Consider the following 15,743-nt stretch of genomic DNA (forward strand, 5'->3'; position numbering starts at 1 on the left):
GATCAGAACCAGACACGAACGCCGGCGACGATGCTCTTGGACGTTGCGCGATCCCCATCGGCGCGCGCGTAGCGGGCGGTGTCGCCGAAGCGGCGATCCCATGACACGCCGACATAGGGGGCGAACTCGCGCCGGATCTCATAACGCAGCCGCAATCCAAGCTCGGCGTTGGATAGGCCCGATCCGATCCGGTTTTCCGGCACGTCCTGCGCAGCGAAATTGAGCTCGGCGCGCGGTTGCAGGATCAGCCGCTGGGTGATGCGCTGGTCGTAATAGCCCTCAAGCCGCCCTAGCAGGTCGCCCTTGTTGGACAGGAATACCGCGCCCTCTAGCTCGAAGAAGCCCGGTGCCAGCCCCTCCAGCCCGACGGTCGCATAGGTGCGTTTCGGGGACGGCCCCAAATCCTGGCGGACACCCGCTTGTAGATTGAAATAAGGGCCAATGGTCCGGCTATAGAGCGCCTGCACCTCGGCGCTCTCGATGCCCTCGCGGAAGGCTCCCTCGCCCTCAGACTTGATGAAGAGGCGGTTGATGTCACCCCCGAACCACGCCTCGCCATCCCAGCGATAGCCGTCACGACCGTTGCGGAATTGATACTCAGCGAGGTTCAATAGCACCTGGCTGAAGTTTTGACCGCCGTGATGCTGCTGAAGGTGATGGCGACCCATCGCCATCGCGTCCGCGCCGTAAACGCTGTCGGCCGCATGGTCGGTCGGCAGGGGCGGGGCGGGGGCGTTTCCTGCGGGAAGCGCGGTGCCAGTCTGCTGCACCCCATCGGCCGCCATGCCTGGCATTCCGGCCATTCCCGACATGCCCTGCATGTCGTGGCCGCTGTGCTGGTCGGCTGGCATGGTCATCCCCGGCATCGCCGAATGGTCCATGCCCTGCATCGGCTGCTGGGAGCCCTGAGGGACCGTTTGGCCGTTTCCGGGCATCTGCATCCCCGGCATGGCTTCCATGCCCTGCTGTGAGCCCTGCGGAGCCGCATGGTCCATGCCGGGCATAGACGAGTGATCCATGCCCGGCATGGTCCCGTGATCCATACCATTCATGCCGGCCGTTGGCGCGGCGCGGCGTTTCGTCGTCGAAGCTGATGGTCGCCTCGCAGGAGCTGACCTAGTCTTGGCCGGCTTGCCTTTGGCCGTGGGCTTCACCACCGGCTTCTTTTTCGCAGGCATCGGCATGGTCATGCCCGGCATTGCCGAATGATCCATGCCCTGCATCGACTGAGCGGCGACAGGACCGGCGATGCCGAGCATGGTGGTGGCGGCGAGCGCCGCGGTCAGCCGGTTCATGCCGCCTCTCCCGCGAACGGGCGAACGGTGACGACGCGCATCATGCCTGCGGTCATGTGGTAGAGATTGTGACAGTGGAACGCCCAATCGCCGGGTGCATCGGCGGTCAGATCAAAGGTCATCTTGCCTCCAGGCGGCACGTTGACGGTGTGCTTGCGCGGCGCATGATTGCCGTGCCCCGTCACCAGCTCGAAGAAATGGCCGTGGAGATGGATGGGGTGCGGCATCATCGTATCGTTGACCAACGTCACCCGCGCCCGCTCGCCTTTGCGGAACGGGATGGGGTCGGCGGGATCGCTCAGCTTCTGCCCGTCGAAGCCCCACATGTAGCGCTCCATGTTACCGGTCAGATGGATCTCGAACTGACGCGACGGCGCGCGCACGTCGGGGTTGGGCGCGAGCGAAACGAGGTCGCGATAGGTGAGGACGCGGTGATCCAGGCCCCCCAGACCCTGGGGCGGTTCACCGCTACGGTCCTTCGGCATCGGGGAGATGGTCTGCACGCCCGGCCCCATCTTCACGCCCGGCGCATTCTTCGGGTCGCGCATGTTCATGTTCATGCCGCCACCCGACCCGTGGTCCATCCCGGCCATGCCGCCAGCCTGGCCCGATCCGCCCGACATGGCACTATGGTCCATGCCGGCCATGCCAGCACCGCCCGCTGCCATTTGGCTATGGTCCATCCCGGGCATTACAGCGCCGCCCATCTGGCTGTGGTCCATGCCCGACATGCCGGACATGCCCGCCATCGCTGCGCCTGCCGCGACCGTCCCGTGATCGGTCGGCCCCTTCCAGCCCGTCAGCTTCCAAAGATTGCGCGAGGCGTTCTGCATCAAGGTGGGGTCCGGCCCGCGCGTGGCGACCGGGCTCTCGTCCTTCATGCCGGACATGCCCTGCATCCCGCCCATGCTCCCCATGTCCATGCCCATATCGGTCATGGTCAGCAGCGTGCGCGGACGAAGCGGCGGGACCGGGGCGACCATCCCCTCACGCGGGGCGAGCGTCGCCCGGCCCATGCCGGAGCGATCGATAGCCTCGGAGACGAAGCTGTAGGCCCGGTCCTCGGGCGTCACGATCACGTCGAACGTCTCGGCAACGCCGATCTGGAACTCGTCGATCTTCACCGGACGGATATTCTGCCCATCGGCCTGCACGACGGTCATCGGCAGGTCGGGGATGCGGACGTTGAAGTTGGTCTGCGCCGCGGCGTTGATGATCCGCAAGCGGACCCGCTCGCCCGGCTTGAACAGCCCCGTCCAGTTGTCATACGGCCCATAGCCGTTGACCAGGAAGGTATAGGTCGAGCCGGTGACGTCGGCGATGTCGGCGGGGTCCATTCGCATCTTTCCCCACTCGATCCGGTCCTTGAGCGGCATTTCCCGACCCGCGAGCAAGCCCGCGAGGGTCGGCCGCTGATAGTTGAAATAGGCGCCGCCCATCTGCTTCAGCTTCCGGAAAATCTGCTCGCCGGTCATCTGGCTGTGGTCGGACAGCACGATCACATGCTCGCGGTCGAACGCGATCGGATCGGCACCGGCCGGGTCGATCACGATCGGCCCGTAAAGTCCGCCCTGCTCCTGCTCGCCGGAATGGCTGTGATACCAGTAGGTGCCCGACTGGATGATCGGGAACTCGTAGATGAAGGTCGAGCGCGCCTTGATGCCGGGGAAGCTGATGCCGGGCACGCCGTCCATCGCGAACGGCACGAGCAGCCCATGCCAGTGGATCGAACTGTCCTCGTCGAGATTGTTGGTGACGGAGAGGCGGACCTTTTGCCCCTCCTTCAAGCGAATGAGAGGGGCCGGCACCGTGCCGTTGACGCCGATTGCGGGCGTCGACTTGCCGTCGACGGGAAGTCTGAAACTGTCGATCGTCAGCGCGATGTCAGTGCCCGAGACGGTCGGCAGCGGTTTGACGATCCCGCCCGAGACAGGCTGCGCCCACGCGGGCATATAGGCGGTCAGCGCCATGCCACCGCCAGCAAGGGCGGCGCCGCGAAGCATCTGGCGGCGATCGATAGTGCGGCTCATACGGTCCTCAAGGCTCTCGAACGGGAGTGTCCCTCTAGCCTTGATACGCAGCTCAGGGCGCTATCCCTCAGCGCCCGCCCAATCGCTCCAGCAACTTCGATCGCGCGCGATAGAGGCGGGTTTCTACCGCCTTTTCGCTGATCGACAACACTGCCGCGGTTTCAGCCTGGCTCAACCCCTCGATCGTGCGCAGCACCAAGGATTCCTTCAATGCGGTCGGCAAGCCCGCAATGGCGCGCGTCACGCGGTCGAGTTCCTGTCGGTCGCCCGTCGCGTCGTCGATCGCCACCTGGTCGTCTGCAATGGCTTCGGCTTCCGCGCCGATCGGTGCGGCGAACGCCAGAAAGCGCCGCACGGTGCGCTTGCGCCCCCAATCGCGGCACTTGTTGATCGCGATCGTCGATAGCCACGCGCGCATCGATCGATCGCCGTCGTAGCGGGGCAGGGCCTGATGCGCCGCGACGAAGGTCTCCTGCAGAAGGTCCAGCGCCTCGTCGGCCTCGCCGACGCACGCGCGCACCATGCGGAAGATTGACTGCCGATGGCGGCGCATGATCTCGGCGAAGGCGGCTTCGCGCCCGGCGATGCTGAGGGTCGCCAGCTCGCCGTCCGTAAGCGTGGTCCAGTCGAGGCTCACGCGCCGAACCTCAACGTGCGTCGTCGGTGAGCGCCTTCACCACGGCCTGATCGAACTGGCCGGTCTGATTGGGCCGCAAGAGCTGGCGCATGGCGAAGATGTGCGCCAGCGTCGCTTTCTGGAGCTCGCCCATGACGGCGTGGCTCTGGTCGACCGCTGCGGCGACGCGCGGCCCGTTGCCATGCTCGGCCTCGATCGCTTCAGCGAGCCGGGCATTGTTCGCCCGCAATTCCAGCTCGAATGCGCGCCGCTGCACGGCGAAACGCTGCTCCAGCACTTCAAGTCGCGCTTCCTGGTTGGCGTCCAGCGCCAGCTTATGATGCAGCACGTCGTGCAGCTCCGAGCCGGGCTGGGCACGTGGCGGAAGTAGCGCCCGCCCCACGAACACACCGATGATCGCGGCGATGAAGCACGCGACAATGCCAAGCAGAAGGCGGATGCGGCCGCTCATTGCACGCCGACGAGCAGCGTGGAGGGCGCGAGCGGCGACACCGGCCCCAAGGGCGATAGCGAAGCCGCGCTGGCTTCCTTCGCGGGCACACCGGCACCGAAGATGCCCATGACGAGCGCCGCAGCGATCGTCATTGCCCCAACGCCTAAGCCGGCGCGCGCCGCTGGACGTGCGGCGACCCGCGCCAGCACGCGATCTTCCATGCCATCAAGGCTCGCGGGCACGGGTGCTTGCGCCAGCCTCATCAATACTGCGTCGAGGTCCATGTCGTTCACTCCACCCCTCTAGCATGGATTACGCAAGCGACGCGCCCATCCCTCAAATCCATCCGTGAGGGGTGGTCGATCGGGGCGCGTAATGAAGGACAGGAACCCTCCTGTCGAAAGGCCCCCTATGCGCCGCCTATCCGTTCTGACTGCTGCTGCCGCTCTCGTCATGTTCGCCGGAACGGCGAACGCCCATCCTAAGCTGGTGTCGGCATCGCCGGCCGCCAATGCGACGGTCGCGAAGCCCGCTCGTATCGAACTTCATTTCAGCGAGAAGCTGATGCCAGCCTTCTCCAAGGCCGATCTCACGATGGCAGCGATGCCCGGCATGGCAGCCATGAAGATGGCCAGCGCCTCCGCGCTCTCGTCCGATGGCCGGACCCTCGTCATCACCCCGAAATCGCCGCTCCCATCGGGTCGGTATAGCGTCGCGTGGAATGTCGTCTCGACCGACACCCACAAGGTCGCAGGAACCTACGTCTTCGCGGTGAAGTGAGGCGATGGGGGACTGGTCGCTTATCGGCGTCCGCTTCGCGCTCTACGTGACGCTGGCTGCGCTGTTCGGCCTTGCCGCATTCAGCCTTTATGGGCTGCGGGCGCGCGAGCGCGGCGACGCGCTCGCGCTGCGTCCCTGGTTCATCGCCAGCGCTGGCCTGAGCCTGTTGTTTTCAGGCGCCTGGGTCGTGCTGATGGCCTCCTCAATGGCCGGAACGCCGGCCTGGCCGATCGACCGTGAAGCAGTCGGCGCGCTGCTCACCGGCTCTGCGATCGGAGCAGCATGGAAGCTGCGCATGGTCATGGTGGCCCTCGCGGCGCTGGCAGCGCTGGTCGCGGGCGGGCGCGGCATCTGGCTGAGCATCGTCGCGCTCTGCTCGGCCGTGGCACTCGCAACGCTGGCGTGGACCGGACACGGCGCGATGGACGAAGCCGTGATGGGCTGGGTCCACCTCATCGTCGACATTCTCCATCTGATCGCCTCGGGCGCTTGGGTTGGCGCACTACTGGGGCTGCTCCTGCTCGTCTCCCGACCCGCGGCGCGCGTAGACGCGGCGCATCTGGGGCTGACGCACCGCGCGCTGCACGGGTTCGGCGCGATCGGGACGGTTGTGGTCGGCACGATCCTCGTCACCGGCCTGGTCAACGGCTGGATGCTGGTCGGGATCGGCAACCTCGCCACGCTTCCTGCGACGCTCTATGGTCAGCTCCTGATCGCAAAGCTGGCGCTGTTCGTCGCCATGCTAGGGCTCGCCTCGCTCAACCGCTTCCGGCTCACGCCGGCATTCGAGCGGTCGATCGCAGCGGACGATCACAAGGGCGCCCTCGGCGCGCTGCGGACAAGTCTGGCGATCGAAACCGCCTGTGTCATCGCGGTTCTCGGGCTGATCGCCTGGCTCGGGACGCTCGCGCCGCCTGCATCGGCGATGTGATGCGCGGCCGGGGAGCCCTCGCGGTCCCCGGCCGTTCACGGGGCCGCGCCTGATGGATCAGTCGATCCTGCTCGACGAGACGGGGAGGATGCTGGCCGTGGCCGGCCTGATCTGCGTGGTGCTGCTCGTGCCGATGATGATCGTCGGGCTGATAATCAGCATCATCCAGGCGGCGACGTCGATTAGCGAACAGACGCTGAGCTTCGTGCCTAAGCTGATCGCGCTAGGCGTATGTTTGGTGATTTTCGGGAGCGCAGCGACCGAGCTCCTGACCAAGTTCACGGCCGAGCTGTTCGCTGTGATCGCGAGCATGGGCCGTTGATATGCAGATAGCTGCGCGGGCGGGCGACCGCCCGCGCAAGCCCCGCTATGCCGCCATCCGATCGCAGGAATCGGCGCACTTCCGGCACGCTGCCACGCAATCCTCCATGCCGCCCAGGGCCTCGCAGCTCGCTGCGCAAGCCCGGCAGATCTCGGCACACTCGCGGCAGATATGCTGATGGTGGGCGGACTTGCGCGCCATGAAGTCGATCGCAACCGCGCAAATTTGCGCGCAGTCGGCCATGATCTTCATATGCTCGGGCGCGGCGTGCTGGCCGCCCATTTCGAGGCAATGGTTCATCGCCATGTGAAGACAGGTCACATGGCATTCGTGGCAGGCGTCCATGCACGCCTTCATGCCGGGGTCGATCTGGTGCATCGCATTATCTCCGTATGAGCCCCCGCCTGTTCCTAGATACGCGCGCCGCGCGATCACCCCTTGCCGCGATCTCCGTCGTTCGCGGCAAGTTACATGGCCCACCGACCGAACAGCGTCGCAACGATGATGCCCGCGCCAAGCATGATGAGCGTCAACACTGTCATCGCGGCGATCTGAGGTCCGGTCACGCGCGCGCCGGCCGCCATGCCGCTCATCCCTGCCATTGCGTCGTGTCCCATGTCCGGCATCGGCGTGGCCGATTGCCGGTCCGCGCCGACTTCGTGTCCGCCATGCCCCAGCGCGCGCACCGTGCCCATGCCGTGCTTCAAGCGCACGCCAACCAGCCAAAGGTTGATCGGATAGGCGACTGCGAACCCGACGAGTGTCGCCAGCGACATGACGCCCCAAAAGCGGAGCGAGCTGGCGTGCATCGCGGCCATGTCGCGGCTCATCAACACCACCATCGTCGGGATCATGCCGGCCATGACGGCATTCATCGACAGCCATTCGGGGATGAACGACATGCGAAGCGCGCCCCAATAGGAACCGCCCGCCATGTCGCGCATGAAAAGCGCCTGGAAAATCAGCAGTCCGAACGCGAAGCCGAACACATATTCCGCGATCACGTCCTGCCACATCGGCAGGCCGAGCGCCGTGGTGATCGCGGCTGCGGCGATGACGCCGGTTGCATCGCCCGCCATGCAATGGATGGCCGAGCCGAACGCCTGCTTCCAGAGCGGTCGAACGAAATCCTCGTGCCGCTCGTTCGCCGGCTCCTGGCAGGACAGGACATAGGCCGCGGCCATGATCGGGCCACCATAGAGCGTGACCAACAGCCACCCCCATTTCATCACGCGCAGCTCGGGGTTGCGGGTGAAGGCATCCCACGCGACGTAAGCGACCGAAAGGGCGGTCAGCACGAACCACCCGATCAGCACGGCGTCGAGCCAGGGGGCCGGGGATGGCATCGTCACGGCAGCACTCCTCTACATGCTAGAGGATACGCGGCTCTCCGGATCATCCCTTGCGCGGAGCGGGCTAGGCGAGCTTGCTGGAAACGGCCTTGATCGCTTTCAGTCCCGATCCGAACCGCGCGATGGCCTCCCGGTTCTTCTCCAGCTCGCCATAGGGCAGGTAGGATATGTCGAGGTCGGCTACGCGGCTGAACGCGGGCCGCTGCAACTGCGCGCGAACGTCCGTCTCGCGCGCGTCGGGCGCGACAAGGAACAGCCCCGCGGTCGCGTGAAGGTCGCCACCGCTCAAGGCCAGGTCGAGCATCCTGACGATGCCCGAATAGATCGAGGTCGAATGCTCCACCTCGAACGCCGCGGCGACATGATCGCCGGCCTTCTCAAGCCACAGCACGTCGATCAGCCGGATCGAGTCAGCGCCCTTCGACGTCGCGATCGTGTCGGGCAGGCGCTCAAGGCATCCTGCGCCCAAGGGTGATCCGTCGAAGGCGCGGCTGCGGTCGTTCGCGGCGATCCATACGTCATAGCCGAGCGCCAACCCTAGATCGCGAAGCCATGCCTGGATTTCGGTATGGGTGCGCTCGTTCTCGCCCTCGCGCTGAGCGGCCTTGCTGAGCGTGCGCGCTTCCTCGCGCGCCGCCTCAAGCCGCTGCCCCCAGCTCGCCAGCGTCGCGCCGCTCACGTCGAGGGGCGGAGCCGGATAGCGATCGGAGCCGATGTCGAACAACAGACCGCCGATCGCGCCTAAATCATTCGATAGCAGCTCGCGGAAGCGGTCGTTGAGATCGAGGATGCCGGTCCGCATCGCCAGAAAATGCTCCCAGCTCCCGAGCTTCACATTCGCCCCCGTCAGCGCGTTGTAGCCCTTAACGATTGCGGTGTTGAAGGGCGGCACCAGCGTCGGGTGAAGGAAGTAGAGGAGGTTGGCGACCGCCGGACCCAGCCCCTTGATCTTCAAACGGTCGATCGCGTGGATATGGCTGATGATCTCCTCGGCCGTGTCGCAACAGGAACAGGCGTCGAGCAAGCGGCCGAACGCGCGCTGATTGTCGGGGCTCTCGTAAATGTCGGGGATGCGGAGCTTCGGCTTCCAGAGGAACGCATGGTCCGCGCCCTTGAAGATTTGCCGCTGCTCGGCGACGGAATGGACGACGGTTTCGAGCGACGATCCGCGGTAGGCGACGCCGAACGTGCCGCGCTCGATCTCGCCGACAACCTGGGTGATGCCGCGCCGGATTGATCGGAAGTTCTTCAACCGCTCGTCCCAAAGAAACCAGCTCCGATAGGTCGCGCCCTGATCGTCACGCCAGCGGGCAATTAAGCGGCGCACCAGGCCGTCATGGTCGGTGCCAGTAGAAAGACTGTCGATCTGCGCTGCCATTTGTCCCCGATTGCCCCCGGCCCGCGTTTGGCGAGCTAGTAATAGACCTAAGCTGCGGCCCTTATGGCGTCGAGGGTGTAGAGCTGGCCCCCGCAATATGAGGGCAACGCCGCTCCCGCGCGTAGATTCAACATACACGCCAGCGGTGCCGACAGGGCCTTGACCCTAACACGGTGTCATACCCTACATGCTCTCGGGTCGAAGGAGTCTTGCCATGAACGACCCTCATTCCCATTCCCAAGCCGGGGGTTGCGGCTGTTCGAAGCCTGCGCCTGAATCGGTCTCCACGCCCTCATCCTGTTGCGGGGGCGGCTCGGCCGCTCCCGCAAAGATCGAGCACGAACATCATCACACCGAAGCGGGCGGCTGCTGCTCGGGCAGTAAGGACAACGATGCCGCAGCAGCAGTGATCGACGCGGTGTGCGGCATGACGGTCGATCCCGCAAAAACGACACACCATGCCGAGCACGCTGGTCATGCCTATCATTTCTGTAGCGCAGGATGCCGGAGCAAGTTTGTCGCCAATCCTGACGCCTATCTGAGCGATAAGCCGAAACCGGAGCCGATGGCGACGCCGGGGGCGATGTGGACGTGCCCGATGCACCCGCAAATTCGCCAGGAAGGGCCGGGAACTTGCCCAATCTGCGGCATGGCGCTCGAACCCGAAGAACCGTCGCTCGACGATACTCCCAACCCTGAGCTGGTCGACTTCACGCGCCGACTGTGGGTGGCGGGCGCGCTCACGATCCCGCTGCTCGTCGTCTCGATGTTCGCGGAAATGTTAGGCCTGCATGTGGTTAGCCCTGCGGCCTCGCCTTGGGTCCAGCTCGCACTCACCGCGCCGATCGTGCTGTGGGCGGGCTGGCCGTTTTTCGAGCGGGGGTGGACATCGCTTCGTACCCGCCATCTCAATATGTTCACACTGATCGCGATCGGCGTAGGTGCCGCCTTCCTCTATAGCGTGGTCGCGACGCTCGCGCCGGGCATCTTCCCAGCGACCTTCCGCACGCATGGGAGCATGGTTCCCGTCTATTACGAGGCGGCCGGCGTCGTGGTGACACTGGTGCTGCTCGGGCAAGTGCTCGAACTGCGCGCTAGGGCGGCGACAGGGCGCGCGATCCGCGCTCTCATGGATCTCGCCCCCAAGACGGCGCGACGCTTGCAGCCTGACGGTTCTGAAGAAGAAGTCGGGCTTGCCGACGTGGCAACCGGTGACCGGCTGCGGGTCCGCCCCGGTGAAGCCATCCCGGTCGATGGCGTCGTGGTCGAGGGTCGTTCGTCGGTCGACGAAGCCATGCTCACCGGCGAACCCGCGCCGGTCCTCAAGGAAGTCGAGGCGATCGTTACCGGGGGCACCGTCAACGGGACGGGCAGCCTGGTGATGGAAGCCCGCGCGGTTGGTTCGGACACGATGCTCGCGCGTATCGTCCGCATGGTCGCGGAAGCGCAGCGAAGCCGCGCCCCGATACAGGCGGTCGCCGATCGGGTTTCAGGATGGTTCGTGCCGCTCGTCGTGCTGATCTCGATTGCGACCTTCATCACTTGGTCGCTGGTCGGCCCTGAGCCGCGCATGGGCCATGCCCTGCTTAACGCCATCGCAGTGCTGGTGATCGCCTGCCCGTGCGCGCTCGGGCTCGCCACGCCCATGTCGATCATGGTCGGCACGGGACGCGGCGCTCAGGCCGGCGTGCTGGTGAAGAACGCGGAAGCCTTACAGGGGCTGGAAAAGGTCGATACCCTTGTCATCGACAAGACGGGTACGCTCACGGAAGGCAAGCCCAAGCTGATCGCGGTCGAGACGGTCAGCGCGGTCGGAGAGAACGACATGCTCGCGCTTGCCGCGGCCGTCGAAGGCCAATCCGAACATCCGCTCGCGCACGCAATCGTCGTTGCCGCCAAAGAACGAGGATTGCAGCTCGGCACAGTCGCGGACTTTGCCTCGCAAACCGGGCTGGGTGTCAGCGCCACGGTGGGCGGCCGCTCGGTCGTGATTGGCAATGCGGTGCAAATGAGCCGGATCGGCGCTGATCTCAAGCCGGTCGACGCCGCGGCCGATCGTCACCGTGGCGAAGGCGCGGGCATCATCCTCGTCGCGATCGACGGGGCGCTCGCCGGTCTGCTCGCAGTCGCCGATCCGGTGCGCGCATCGGCGCGCGACGCTATTGCCGCGCTTCGCAAGGAGGGCCTGCGGGTCGTCATGCTCACCGGCGACAATCGTGGGACGGCCGATGCTGTCGCGCGCGCCGTGGGCGGTCTTGATGACGTGCGCGCCGATCTGCTGCCGGAAGACAAGGCGCGTATCATCGGCGAGCTGAAAGCGAGCGGCGCAAGGGTCGCAATGGCGGGCGATGGGATCAACGACGCCCCGGCGCTCGCCGCCGCGGATGTCGGCTTGGCGATGGGAACGGGAACAGACGTGGCGATCGAAAGCGCCGGCATGACGCTCACGCGCGGCGATCTCTCGGCGATCGTGCGCGCCCGCAAGCTCGCTCGCGCGACGATGCGAAATATCCGCCAAAACCTGTTCTTCTCGTTCTTGTTCAACGGAATCGGCGTGCCGGTTGCGGCCGGCGTGCTTTACCCGGTTGCCGGTATCCTGCTGTCGCCGATGCTGGCCGGTGCAGCGATGGCGCTCTCGTCCTTCACCGTGGTCCTGAACGCACTGCGGCTCAACGCGGTAAAGCTGTGAACATCGGAGCGGCGTCGGACGCCAGCGGCGTCTCCCAACGCATGATCCGCCACTATGAAAAGATTGGTTTGGTGCCCGCGCCGCCACGGCGCGGGAACTACCGGGACTACGCCGACGCTGACGTTCATCGGCTGCGATTTATCGCCAACGCGCGCGACCTGGGGTTCCCGATCGAGGAAATCCGCACGCTGCTGGGGCTGTGGTCGGATCGCGATCGGTCGAGCGCGGAAGTGAAGACGCTGGCGGAAGCCCGCGCTGCCGAACTGGGCCGCAAGGTCCGCGTCTTGGACGCCATGCGCCGCTCGCTTACCGGGCTCGCCCAAGCCTGTCATGGCGATGATCGGCCTGATTGTCCGATCATCGAACGCTTGGCTGAATAACTTGCGCGGCTAACTTTTACTCCACTTGAGCGTGATCGTGCGTCGCACCGTTTCACGCGTTTCGCGCTGCGGCTTTGCCGCACCCCTCGATCGCCGCGCGGTTGGCCGTCACGATCCTGTCGGCCCCGACGATGGCGCGGAACGCGGTGGGACTGGCGCTCTGGATCATACGCTGCCCGGCTTCCCAGCGGGGCAAGTCGAGCGTCCGCGCCGCCATGCGCTCGGGCCATTGCCAGCTCGCCGGTGCGATCTCGCGCGCGACCAGGCCCGGCACGATCGCCCATGCGAGGATGCCGGCCGCCACCCCACCCAGGGCAAACCATAGCTGCCGATTCTTCTGGTCGGCGCGTGTCCATGCGGACCCGGCGATGGCGCGAAGATCGGCCATGATGCGGGCCTTGTCCTCGCCCGCCTTGGCGAGCGCCGCCTGATCCTCGCGCCGGGCGGCGCTGCCCGCCGCGGCGATGCGCTGCGCCATCTGCTCCGGCGTCATCGCCAGCGCCGGGGCCGCTTTCAGGAATTGGCCGATGCGCGCGACGTTCTCGCCTGCCGTGTTCACGTTCTGCTGGAGCACGCCAAGCGTCTCGGTATGGTCGGGTATGTCGATCGCCGCGCTCGGCCGCCAAGCCCTCCACGGCGCAGCGCCAGCTCGCCGCGCATGGCCTCGAACGCCTCGGCCGCGCCTGCTCCGCCCTGATCGTCCTCGTTCGTCACCTGTCGTGAGCCTGCAACCCGTGATATTCCTCCGAGTTAATCAAAGGAGACCCAACAATCACCGGACCGGTCATGCCTAAGACACCACACACGAAAGGCCCGGACGAAACCCTTTCTCTCCTCGCCGATCCCTATCGGTTCATCTCCAGGCAGTGCCAGCGCCTAGGCGCAAACGCTTTTGAATCCCGTTTCCTGCTGAAAAAGACCAACTGCCTTAAGGGGGCCAAGGCCGCCGAAATCTTCTACGATACGACCCGCTTCGAGCGCGAAGGTGCCATGCCGGTCGCTATTCAGAAGACACTGCTGGGCCAAGGCGGCGTTCAGGGTCTGGACGGCGAGACCCATCGGCACCGCAAGCAGATGTTCATGGGCCTGATGACACCAGAGCGCGTGCGGGCGCTGGCGCAATTGTTCGAGGCCGAGTGGCGCAGGGCGGTGCCGGGCTGGACGCGCAAAGGAGAGATCGTCTTCTATGACGAGTTGCATGAGCCGCTGACGCGAGCGGTATGCGCTTGGGCGGGAGTTCCTCTTCCGGACGATGAAGCCGGCAACCGCGCGGGCGAGCTGCGGGCGCTGTTCGACGCCGCCGGCTCGGCGAGCCCAAGGCATCTTTGGTCACGGCTGGCCCGTCGTCGCGTCGACGCATGGGCGAAGCGGATCATTGAAGGCATTCGGGCCGGGAGCATCGGCTCGGGCTCGGGGACCGCGGCTTACGCGATAGCCTGGCATCGCGACCGGCACGACGATCTTCTTTCGCCGCACGTCGCAGCGGTCGAACTGGTAAATGTCCTTCGCCCGACCGTCGCGATCGCAGTGTACATCACCTTCGTCGCCCACGCGCTGCAAACCTGTTCAGGGATCAGGGCGGCCTTGGTTCAGCAGCCGGACTATGCCGAGCTCTTCGTCCAAGAGGTCCGCCGATTCTATCCCTTCTTTCCCGCTGTGGTGGCGCGCGCGAGCCAAGATTTCGAGTGGGAGGGGATGGCCTTTCCGGAAGGGCGTCAAGTGGTGCTAGACCTTTATGGGAGCAATCACGACGCAGCGACCTGGGCCGACCCCCAGGAGTTTCGCCCTGAGCGTTTCAGGGCTTGGGACGAAGACTCCTTCAACTTCATTCCGCAGGGCGGCGGCGATCACTATCTCGGCCATCGCTGTCCCGGCGAATGGATCGTCCTCGCGATCATGAAGGTGGCGGCACACCTCCTCGTCAACGCGATGCGCTATGACGTACCGGACCAAGACCTGAGCATCGATTTCGCCAGGCTGCCAGCGCTTCCGAAAAGCGGCTTCGTGATGCGCAACGTCCACATAGGTGGCTAGGGCCGCGTGCCGTGGTGATGGTGATCGGCTCCGTTATCGACCGTTTGCGCGAGTACGGGGTGCGATGCGACATCTACGCAGTCGAATGTTGGTTCAGCAAGTCGATCACGGCGCACCTCGCCGCCCCGTCGCCTTCGCAACGGTCGATGGTCGCAGCCAGCAGGCTTTCTAGTTGCGCCAGATCCTCCATCTTAGCGCGCACACGCTCTAGATGGTGAGCCGCGATCTCGCGGACCTCACTGCATGACGCCTGCGCAGAACCGCCAAGAGACAGGATCGCGCGCACCTCGGCCGGGGAGAAGCCGAGTTCGCGCGCGCGACGGACGAACCCAAGTGCGCGGACGTGACCGGTCCCATATACCCGCCGCCCGCCGCTTGTGCGGGGTGGCGTTGCGAGAACACCAACGCGCTCGAAGTACCGGATCGTCTCGATATTCACGCCAGTCCGGCGAGACAGCTCGCCGATCGTGATGCTTTCCTCAACGCGCATATATTGCTTGCTCCTGTAGTCACTACAGGATGCATAACGGGCTAACCCGCTAGAGGCGATAGATGAACCAAGAGACCATCCCGCGTGAACCCCTAGGCGCACCAACGTCACGACGTCGCGCCGACACGGGGCTATCCGCCCTCGGCGCGCTTGCGAGCTTAGCCGCTGTTCTAGCTGCGGCGTCATGCTGCGTCCTGCCCCTCGCACTCGCGGCGCTCGGCCTGGGGGCGGGCCTGTCCAGCAACTTCGCCGCGCTGATACCACTACGGTGGCCGCTAACGGCGACCTCCCTCATCGGCTTGGCTGCTGGGTGGTGGGCCTACGCGCAGCGGCGGAGGTCCTGTGCTGGGGACCGGTCCTGCACAATGCCGCTGCCCTCGCGCGCGACACCTATCCTGCTCGCGATTGGAACGGTTCTGACGCTTATCGCGTTCGCCTGGGACCTCCTAGAAGCGCCGCTGATGAACGCGCTTTCCTGATGCAGCTCACCTCAACCCTGACCTGTCCCAAATGCGGCGGGGTGGCCACCGAAAGGATGCCCACCAACGCCTGCCAATTCTTCTATGATTGCCGGCATTGCGCGGTGGTGCTGCGGCCCCTGGCTGGCGACTGCTGCGTGTTCTGCTCATTTGGCGATGTCCCATGCCCTCCGATCCAGGAAGCGAAAGCAAACGGGACTGTGGCGGGCTGCTGCGGGTGAGGCGATAGCTTCACGTTTCTTCGTGAACTGGGGTCCTGCTCGCCAAGGTCGCGCAAGCGAAATTGCCTACTTCGGTCTTATTCGACCGGTTCCTGACCTGCCTCAACTGCTCATTTTCGAGAGGGCATTTGAACAGGATAGCATTTCGGGCGCTTCAAAAACCCTTGCTCCTCCAGTTGCTAGAGCATGTAACCGCAATTTGCTCTCCTGCGGACGGGGGGCTGGAGGTGGCTTTTTGACGGCCCGTGTTGAAGCAATCGGTATGTCTCGACGCTCATTAGTGGCGCGGCTG

General features: G+C 65.3%; 18 protein-coding genes. 8 read left to right on the plus strand and 10 right to left on the minus strand.

All coding sequences use genetic code 11. From position 1 onward, the window contains the following. Positions 1-2: 2 nt before the first annotated feature. The 5 genes from ACI2JO_RS19100 to ACI2JO_RS19120 all read right to left on the minus strand — a co-directional run bounded on the left by ACI2JO_RS19100 (position 3) and on the right by ACI2JO_RS19120 (position 4,679). The gene (locus tag ACI2JO_RS19100) at positions 3-1,295 is read right to left on the minus strand and encodes a copper resistance protein B (RefSeq protein WP_024310688.1); all 1,293 of its coding nucleotides are present in this window, start codon (positions 1,293-1,295) and stop codon (positions 3-5) included. Further along, on the minus strand, positions 1,292-3,325 hold the full coding sequence (locus tag ACI2JO_RS19105; RefSeq protein WP_404722172.1) for a copper resistance system multicopper oxidase: 2,034 nt from the start codon (positions 3,323-3,325) through the stop codon (positions 1,292-1,294). The genes ACI2JO_RS19100 and ACI2JO_RS19105 overlap by 4 nt, the downstream gene beginning before the upstream one ends. Positions 3,326-3,392: 67 nt before the next feature. After that, positions 3,393-3,962: an RNA polymerase sigma factor gene (locus tag ACI2JO_RS19110; protein ID WP_017980785.1), complete on the minus strand. Its 570-nt coding sequence runs from the start codon at positions 3,960-3,962 to the stop codon at positions 3,393-3,395. A 10-nt stretch (positions 3,963-3,972) separates the two neighbouring features. After that, the gene (locus ACI2JO_RS19115) at positions 3,973-4,413 is read right to left on the minus strand and encodes a periplasmic heavy metal sensor (protein WP_017980786.1); all 441 of its coding nucleotides are present in this window, start codon (positions 4,411-4,413) and stop codon (positions 3,973-3,975) included. Next, positions 4,410-4,679 carry a hypothetical protein gene (locus tag ACI2JO_RS19120; protein ID WP_020486670.1) on the minus strand — a complete coding sequence of 90 codons (270 nt, stop codon included), beginning with the start codon at positions 4,677-4,679 and terminating at the stop codon, positions 4,410-4,412. The genes ACI2JO_RS19115 and ACI2JO_RS19120 overlap by 4 nt, the downstream gene beginning before the upstream one ends. A 127-nt stretch (positions 4,680-4,806) precedes the next feature. Between ACI2JO_RS19120 and copC the strand changes: the two genes are divergently transcribed. The 3 genes from copC to ACI2JO_RS19135 are packed head-to-tail and all read left to right on the plus strand — an operon-like array spanning position 4,807 to position 6,428. Beyond that, complete coding sequence (gene copC, locus ACI2JO_RS19125; protein ID WP_020486671.1) at positions 4,807-5,175, plus strand: copper homeostasis periplasmic binding protein CopC; 369 nt, start codon at positions 4,807-4,809, stop codon at positions 5,173-5,175. 4 nt (positions 5,176-5,179) lie between these two features. Then, on the plus strand, positions 5,180-6,106 hold the full coding sequence (copD, locus tag ACI2JO_RS19130) for a copper homeostasis membrane protein CopD (RefSeq protein ID WP_017980789.1): 927 nt from the start codon (positions 5,180-5,182) through the stop codon (positions 6,104-6,106). A 52-nt stretch (positions 6,107-6,158) separates the two neighbouring features. Further along, positions 6,159-6,428 (plus strand): flagellar biosynthetic protein FliQ, encoded by a 270-nt coding sequence (locus ACI2JO_RS19135; RefSeq protein WP_017980790.1) that lies wholly within the window; start codon positions 6,159-6,161, stop codon positions 6,426-6,428. Positions 6,429-6,473: 45 nt separating this feature from the next. On the opposite strand, the gene ACI2JO_RS19140 is transcribed toward ACI2JO_RS19135, so the two are convergent. The 3 genes from ACI2JO_RS19140 to ACI2JO_RS19150 all read right to left on the minus strand — a co-directional run bounded on the left by ACI2JO_RS19140 (position 6,474) and on the right by ACI2JO_RS19150 (position 9,158). Then, the gene (locus ACI2JO_RS19140; protein ID WP_017980791.1) at positions 6,474-6,806 is read right to left on the minus strand and encodes a four-helix bundle copper-binding protein; all 333 of its coding nucleotides are present in this window, start codon (positions 6,804-6,806) and stop codon (positions 6,474-6,476) included. An 89-nt stretch (positions 6,807-6,895) separates the two neighbouring features. Then, the gene (locus tag ACI2JO_RS19145) at positions 6,896-7,774 is read right to left on the minus strand and encodes a DUF4396 domain-containing protein (RefSeq protein WP_017980792.1); all 879 of its coding nucleotides are present in this window, start codon (positions 7,772-7,774) and stop codon (positions 6,896-6,898) included. A gap of 70 nt (positions 7,775-7,844) precedes the next feature. Continuing rightward, complete coding sequence (locus tag ACI2JO_RS19150; RefSeq protein ID WP_017980793.1) at positions 7,845-9,158, minus strand: hypothetical protein; 1,314 nt, start codon at positions 9,156-9,158, stop codon at positions 7,845-7,847. A 331-nt stretch (positions 9,159-9,489) separates the two neighbouring features. Here ACI2JO_RS19150 and ACI2JO_RS19155 point away from each other — a divergent pair, with 331 nt between their 5' ends. Both ACI2JO_RS19155 and cueR read left to right on the plus strand, forming a co-directional pair. Then, complete coding sequence (locus ACI2JO_RS19155) at positions 9,490-11,847, plus strand: heavy metal translocating P-type ATPase (protein WP_371262954.1); 2,358 nt, start codon at positions 9,490-9,492, stop codon at positions 11,845-11,847. Further along, the gene (gene cueR / locus ACI2JO_RS19160) at positions 11,844-12,227 is read left to right on the plus strand and encodes a Cu(I)-responsive transcriptional regulator (RefSeq protein ID WP_017980795.1); all 384 of its coding nucleotides are present in this window, start codon (positions 11,844-11,846) and stop codon (positions 12,225-12,227) included. Before ACI2JO_RS19155 ends, cueR begins: the two co-directional genes overlap by 4 nt. A gap of 52 nt (positions 12,228-12,279) precedes the next feature. Here the strand turns inward: cueR and ACI2JO_RS19165 are convergent, their stop codons facing one another. Then, on the minus strand, positions 12,280-12,801 hold the full coding sequence (locus ACI2JO_RS19165) for a DUF6118 family protein (protein ID WP_017980796.1): 522 nt from the start codon (positions 12,799-12,801) through the stop codon (positions 12,280-12,282). Positions 12,802-13,013: 212 nt separating this feature from the next. Here ACI2JO_RS19165 and ACI2JO_RS19170 point away from each other — a divergent pair, with 212 nt between their 5' ends. Next, positions 13,014-14,261 (plus strand): cytochrome P450, encoded by a 1,248-nt coding sequence (locus ACI2JO_RS19170; protein WP_017980797.1) that lies wholly within the window; start codon positions 13,014-13,016, stop codon positions 14,259-14,261. A gap of 73 nt (positions 14,262-14,334) precedes the next feature. Here ACI2JO_RS19170 and ACI2JO_RS19175 read toward each other — a convergent pair whose 3' ends face one another. Beyond that, positions 14,335-14,751, minus strand: a complete 417-nt coding sequence (locus ACI2JO_RS19175; protein WP_017980798.1) for a helix-turn-helix domain-containing protein — start codon at positions 14,749-14,751, stop codon at positions 14,335-14,337. A 62-nt stretch (positions 14,752-14,813) separates the two neighbouring features. On the opposite strand from ACI2JO_RS19175, the gene ACI2JO_RS19180 reads away from it, so the two are divergent. Continuing rightward, on the plus strand, positions 14,814-15,230 hold the full coding sequence (locus tag ACI2JO_RS19180; protein ID WP_017980799.1) for a mercuric transporter MerT family protein: 417 nt from the start codon (positions 14,814-14,816) through the stop codon (positions 15,228-15,230). Continuing rightward, positions 15,230-15,451 (plus strand): GDCCVxC domain-containing (seleno)protein, encoded by a 222-nt coding sequence (locus ACI2JO_RS19185; RefSeq protein WP_081609171.1) that lies wholly within the window; start codon positions 15,230-15,232, stop codon positions 15,449-15,451. Before ACI2JO_RS19180 ends, ACI2JO_RS19185 begins: the two co-directional genes overlap by 1 nt. Positions 15,452-15,743: the final 292 nt, after the last annotated feature.

Origin of the sequence: Sphingomonas sp. NPDC079357, from assembly GCF_044901155.1 — a bacterium.
Lineage (GTDB): Bacteria > Pseudomonadota > Alphaproteobacteria > Sphingomonadales > Sphingomonadaceae > Sphingomonas.

Bases quoted from the DNA above. Each gene is read 5' to 3' on its own strand.
- ACI2JO_RS19100 (WP_024310688.1), bottom strand. From the start codon at position 1,295: ATGAACCGGCTGACCGCGGCGCTCGCCGCCACCACCATGCTCGGCATC.
- copD (WP_017980789.1), top strand. From the start codon at position 5,180: ATGGGGGACTGGTCGCTTATCGGCGTCCGCTTCGCGCTCTACGTGACG.
- ACI2JO_RS19175 (WP_017980798.1), bottom strand. From the start codon at position 14,751: ATGCGCGTTGAGGAAAGCATCACGATCGGCGAGCTGTCTCGCCGGACT.
- ACI2JO_RS19150 (WP_017980793.1), bottom strand. From the start codon at position 9,158: ATGGCAGCGCAGATCGACAGTCTTTCTACTGGCACCGACCATGACGGC.
- ACI2JO_RS19180 (WP_017980799.1), top strand. From the start codon at position 14,814: ATGAACCAAGAGACCATCCCGCGTGAACCCCTAGGCGCACCAACGTCA.
- ACI2JO_RS19145 (WP_017980792.1), bottom strand. From the start codon at position 7,774: ATGCCATCCCCGGCCCCCTGGCTCGACGCCGTGCTGATCGGGTGGTTC.
- ACI2JO_RS19135 (WP_017980790.1), top strand. From the start codon at position 6,159: ATGGATCAGTCGATCCTGCTCGACGAGACGGGGAGGATGCTGGCCGTG.
- ACI2JO_RS19115 (WP_017980786.1), bottom strand. From the start codon at position 4,413: ATGAGCGGCCGCATCCGCCTTCTGCTTGGCATTGTCGCGTGCTTCATC.
- ACI2JO_RS19120 (WP_020486670.1), bottom strand. From the start codon at position 4,679: ATGGACCTCGACGCAGTATTGATGAGGCTGGCGCAAGCACCCGTGCCC.
- copC (WP_020486671.1), top strand. From the start codon at position 4,807: ATGCGCCGCCTATCCGTTCTGACTGCTGCTGCCGCTCTCGTCATGTTC.
- ACI2JO_RS19170 (WP_017980797.1), top strand. From the start codon at position 13,014: ATGCCTAAGACACCACACACGAAAGGCCCGGACGAAACCCTTTCTCTC.
- ACI2JO_RS19140 (WP_017980791.1), bottom strand. From the start codon at position 6,806: ATGCACCAGATCGACCCCGGCATGAAGGCGTGCATGGACGCCTGCCAC.
- ACI2JO_RS19185 (WP_081609171.1), top strand. From the start codon at position 15,230: ATGCAGCTCACCTCAACCCTGACCTGTCCCAAATGCGGCGGGGTGGCC.
- ACI2JO_RS19105 (WP_404722172.1), bottom strand. From the start codon at position 3,325: ATGAGCCGCACTATCGATCGCCGCCAGATGCTTCGCGGCGCCGCCCTT.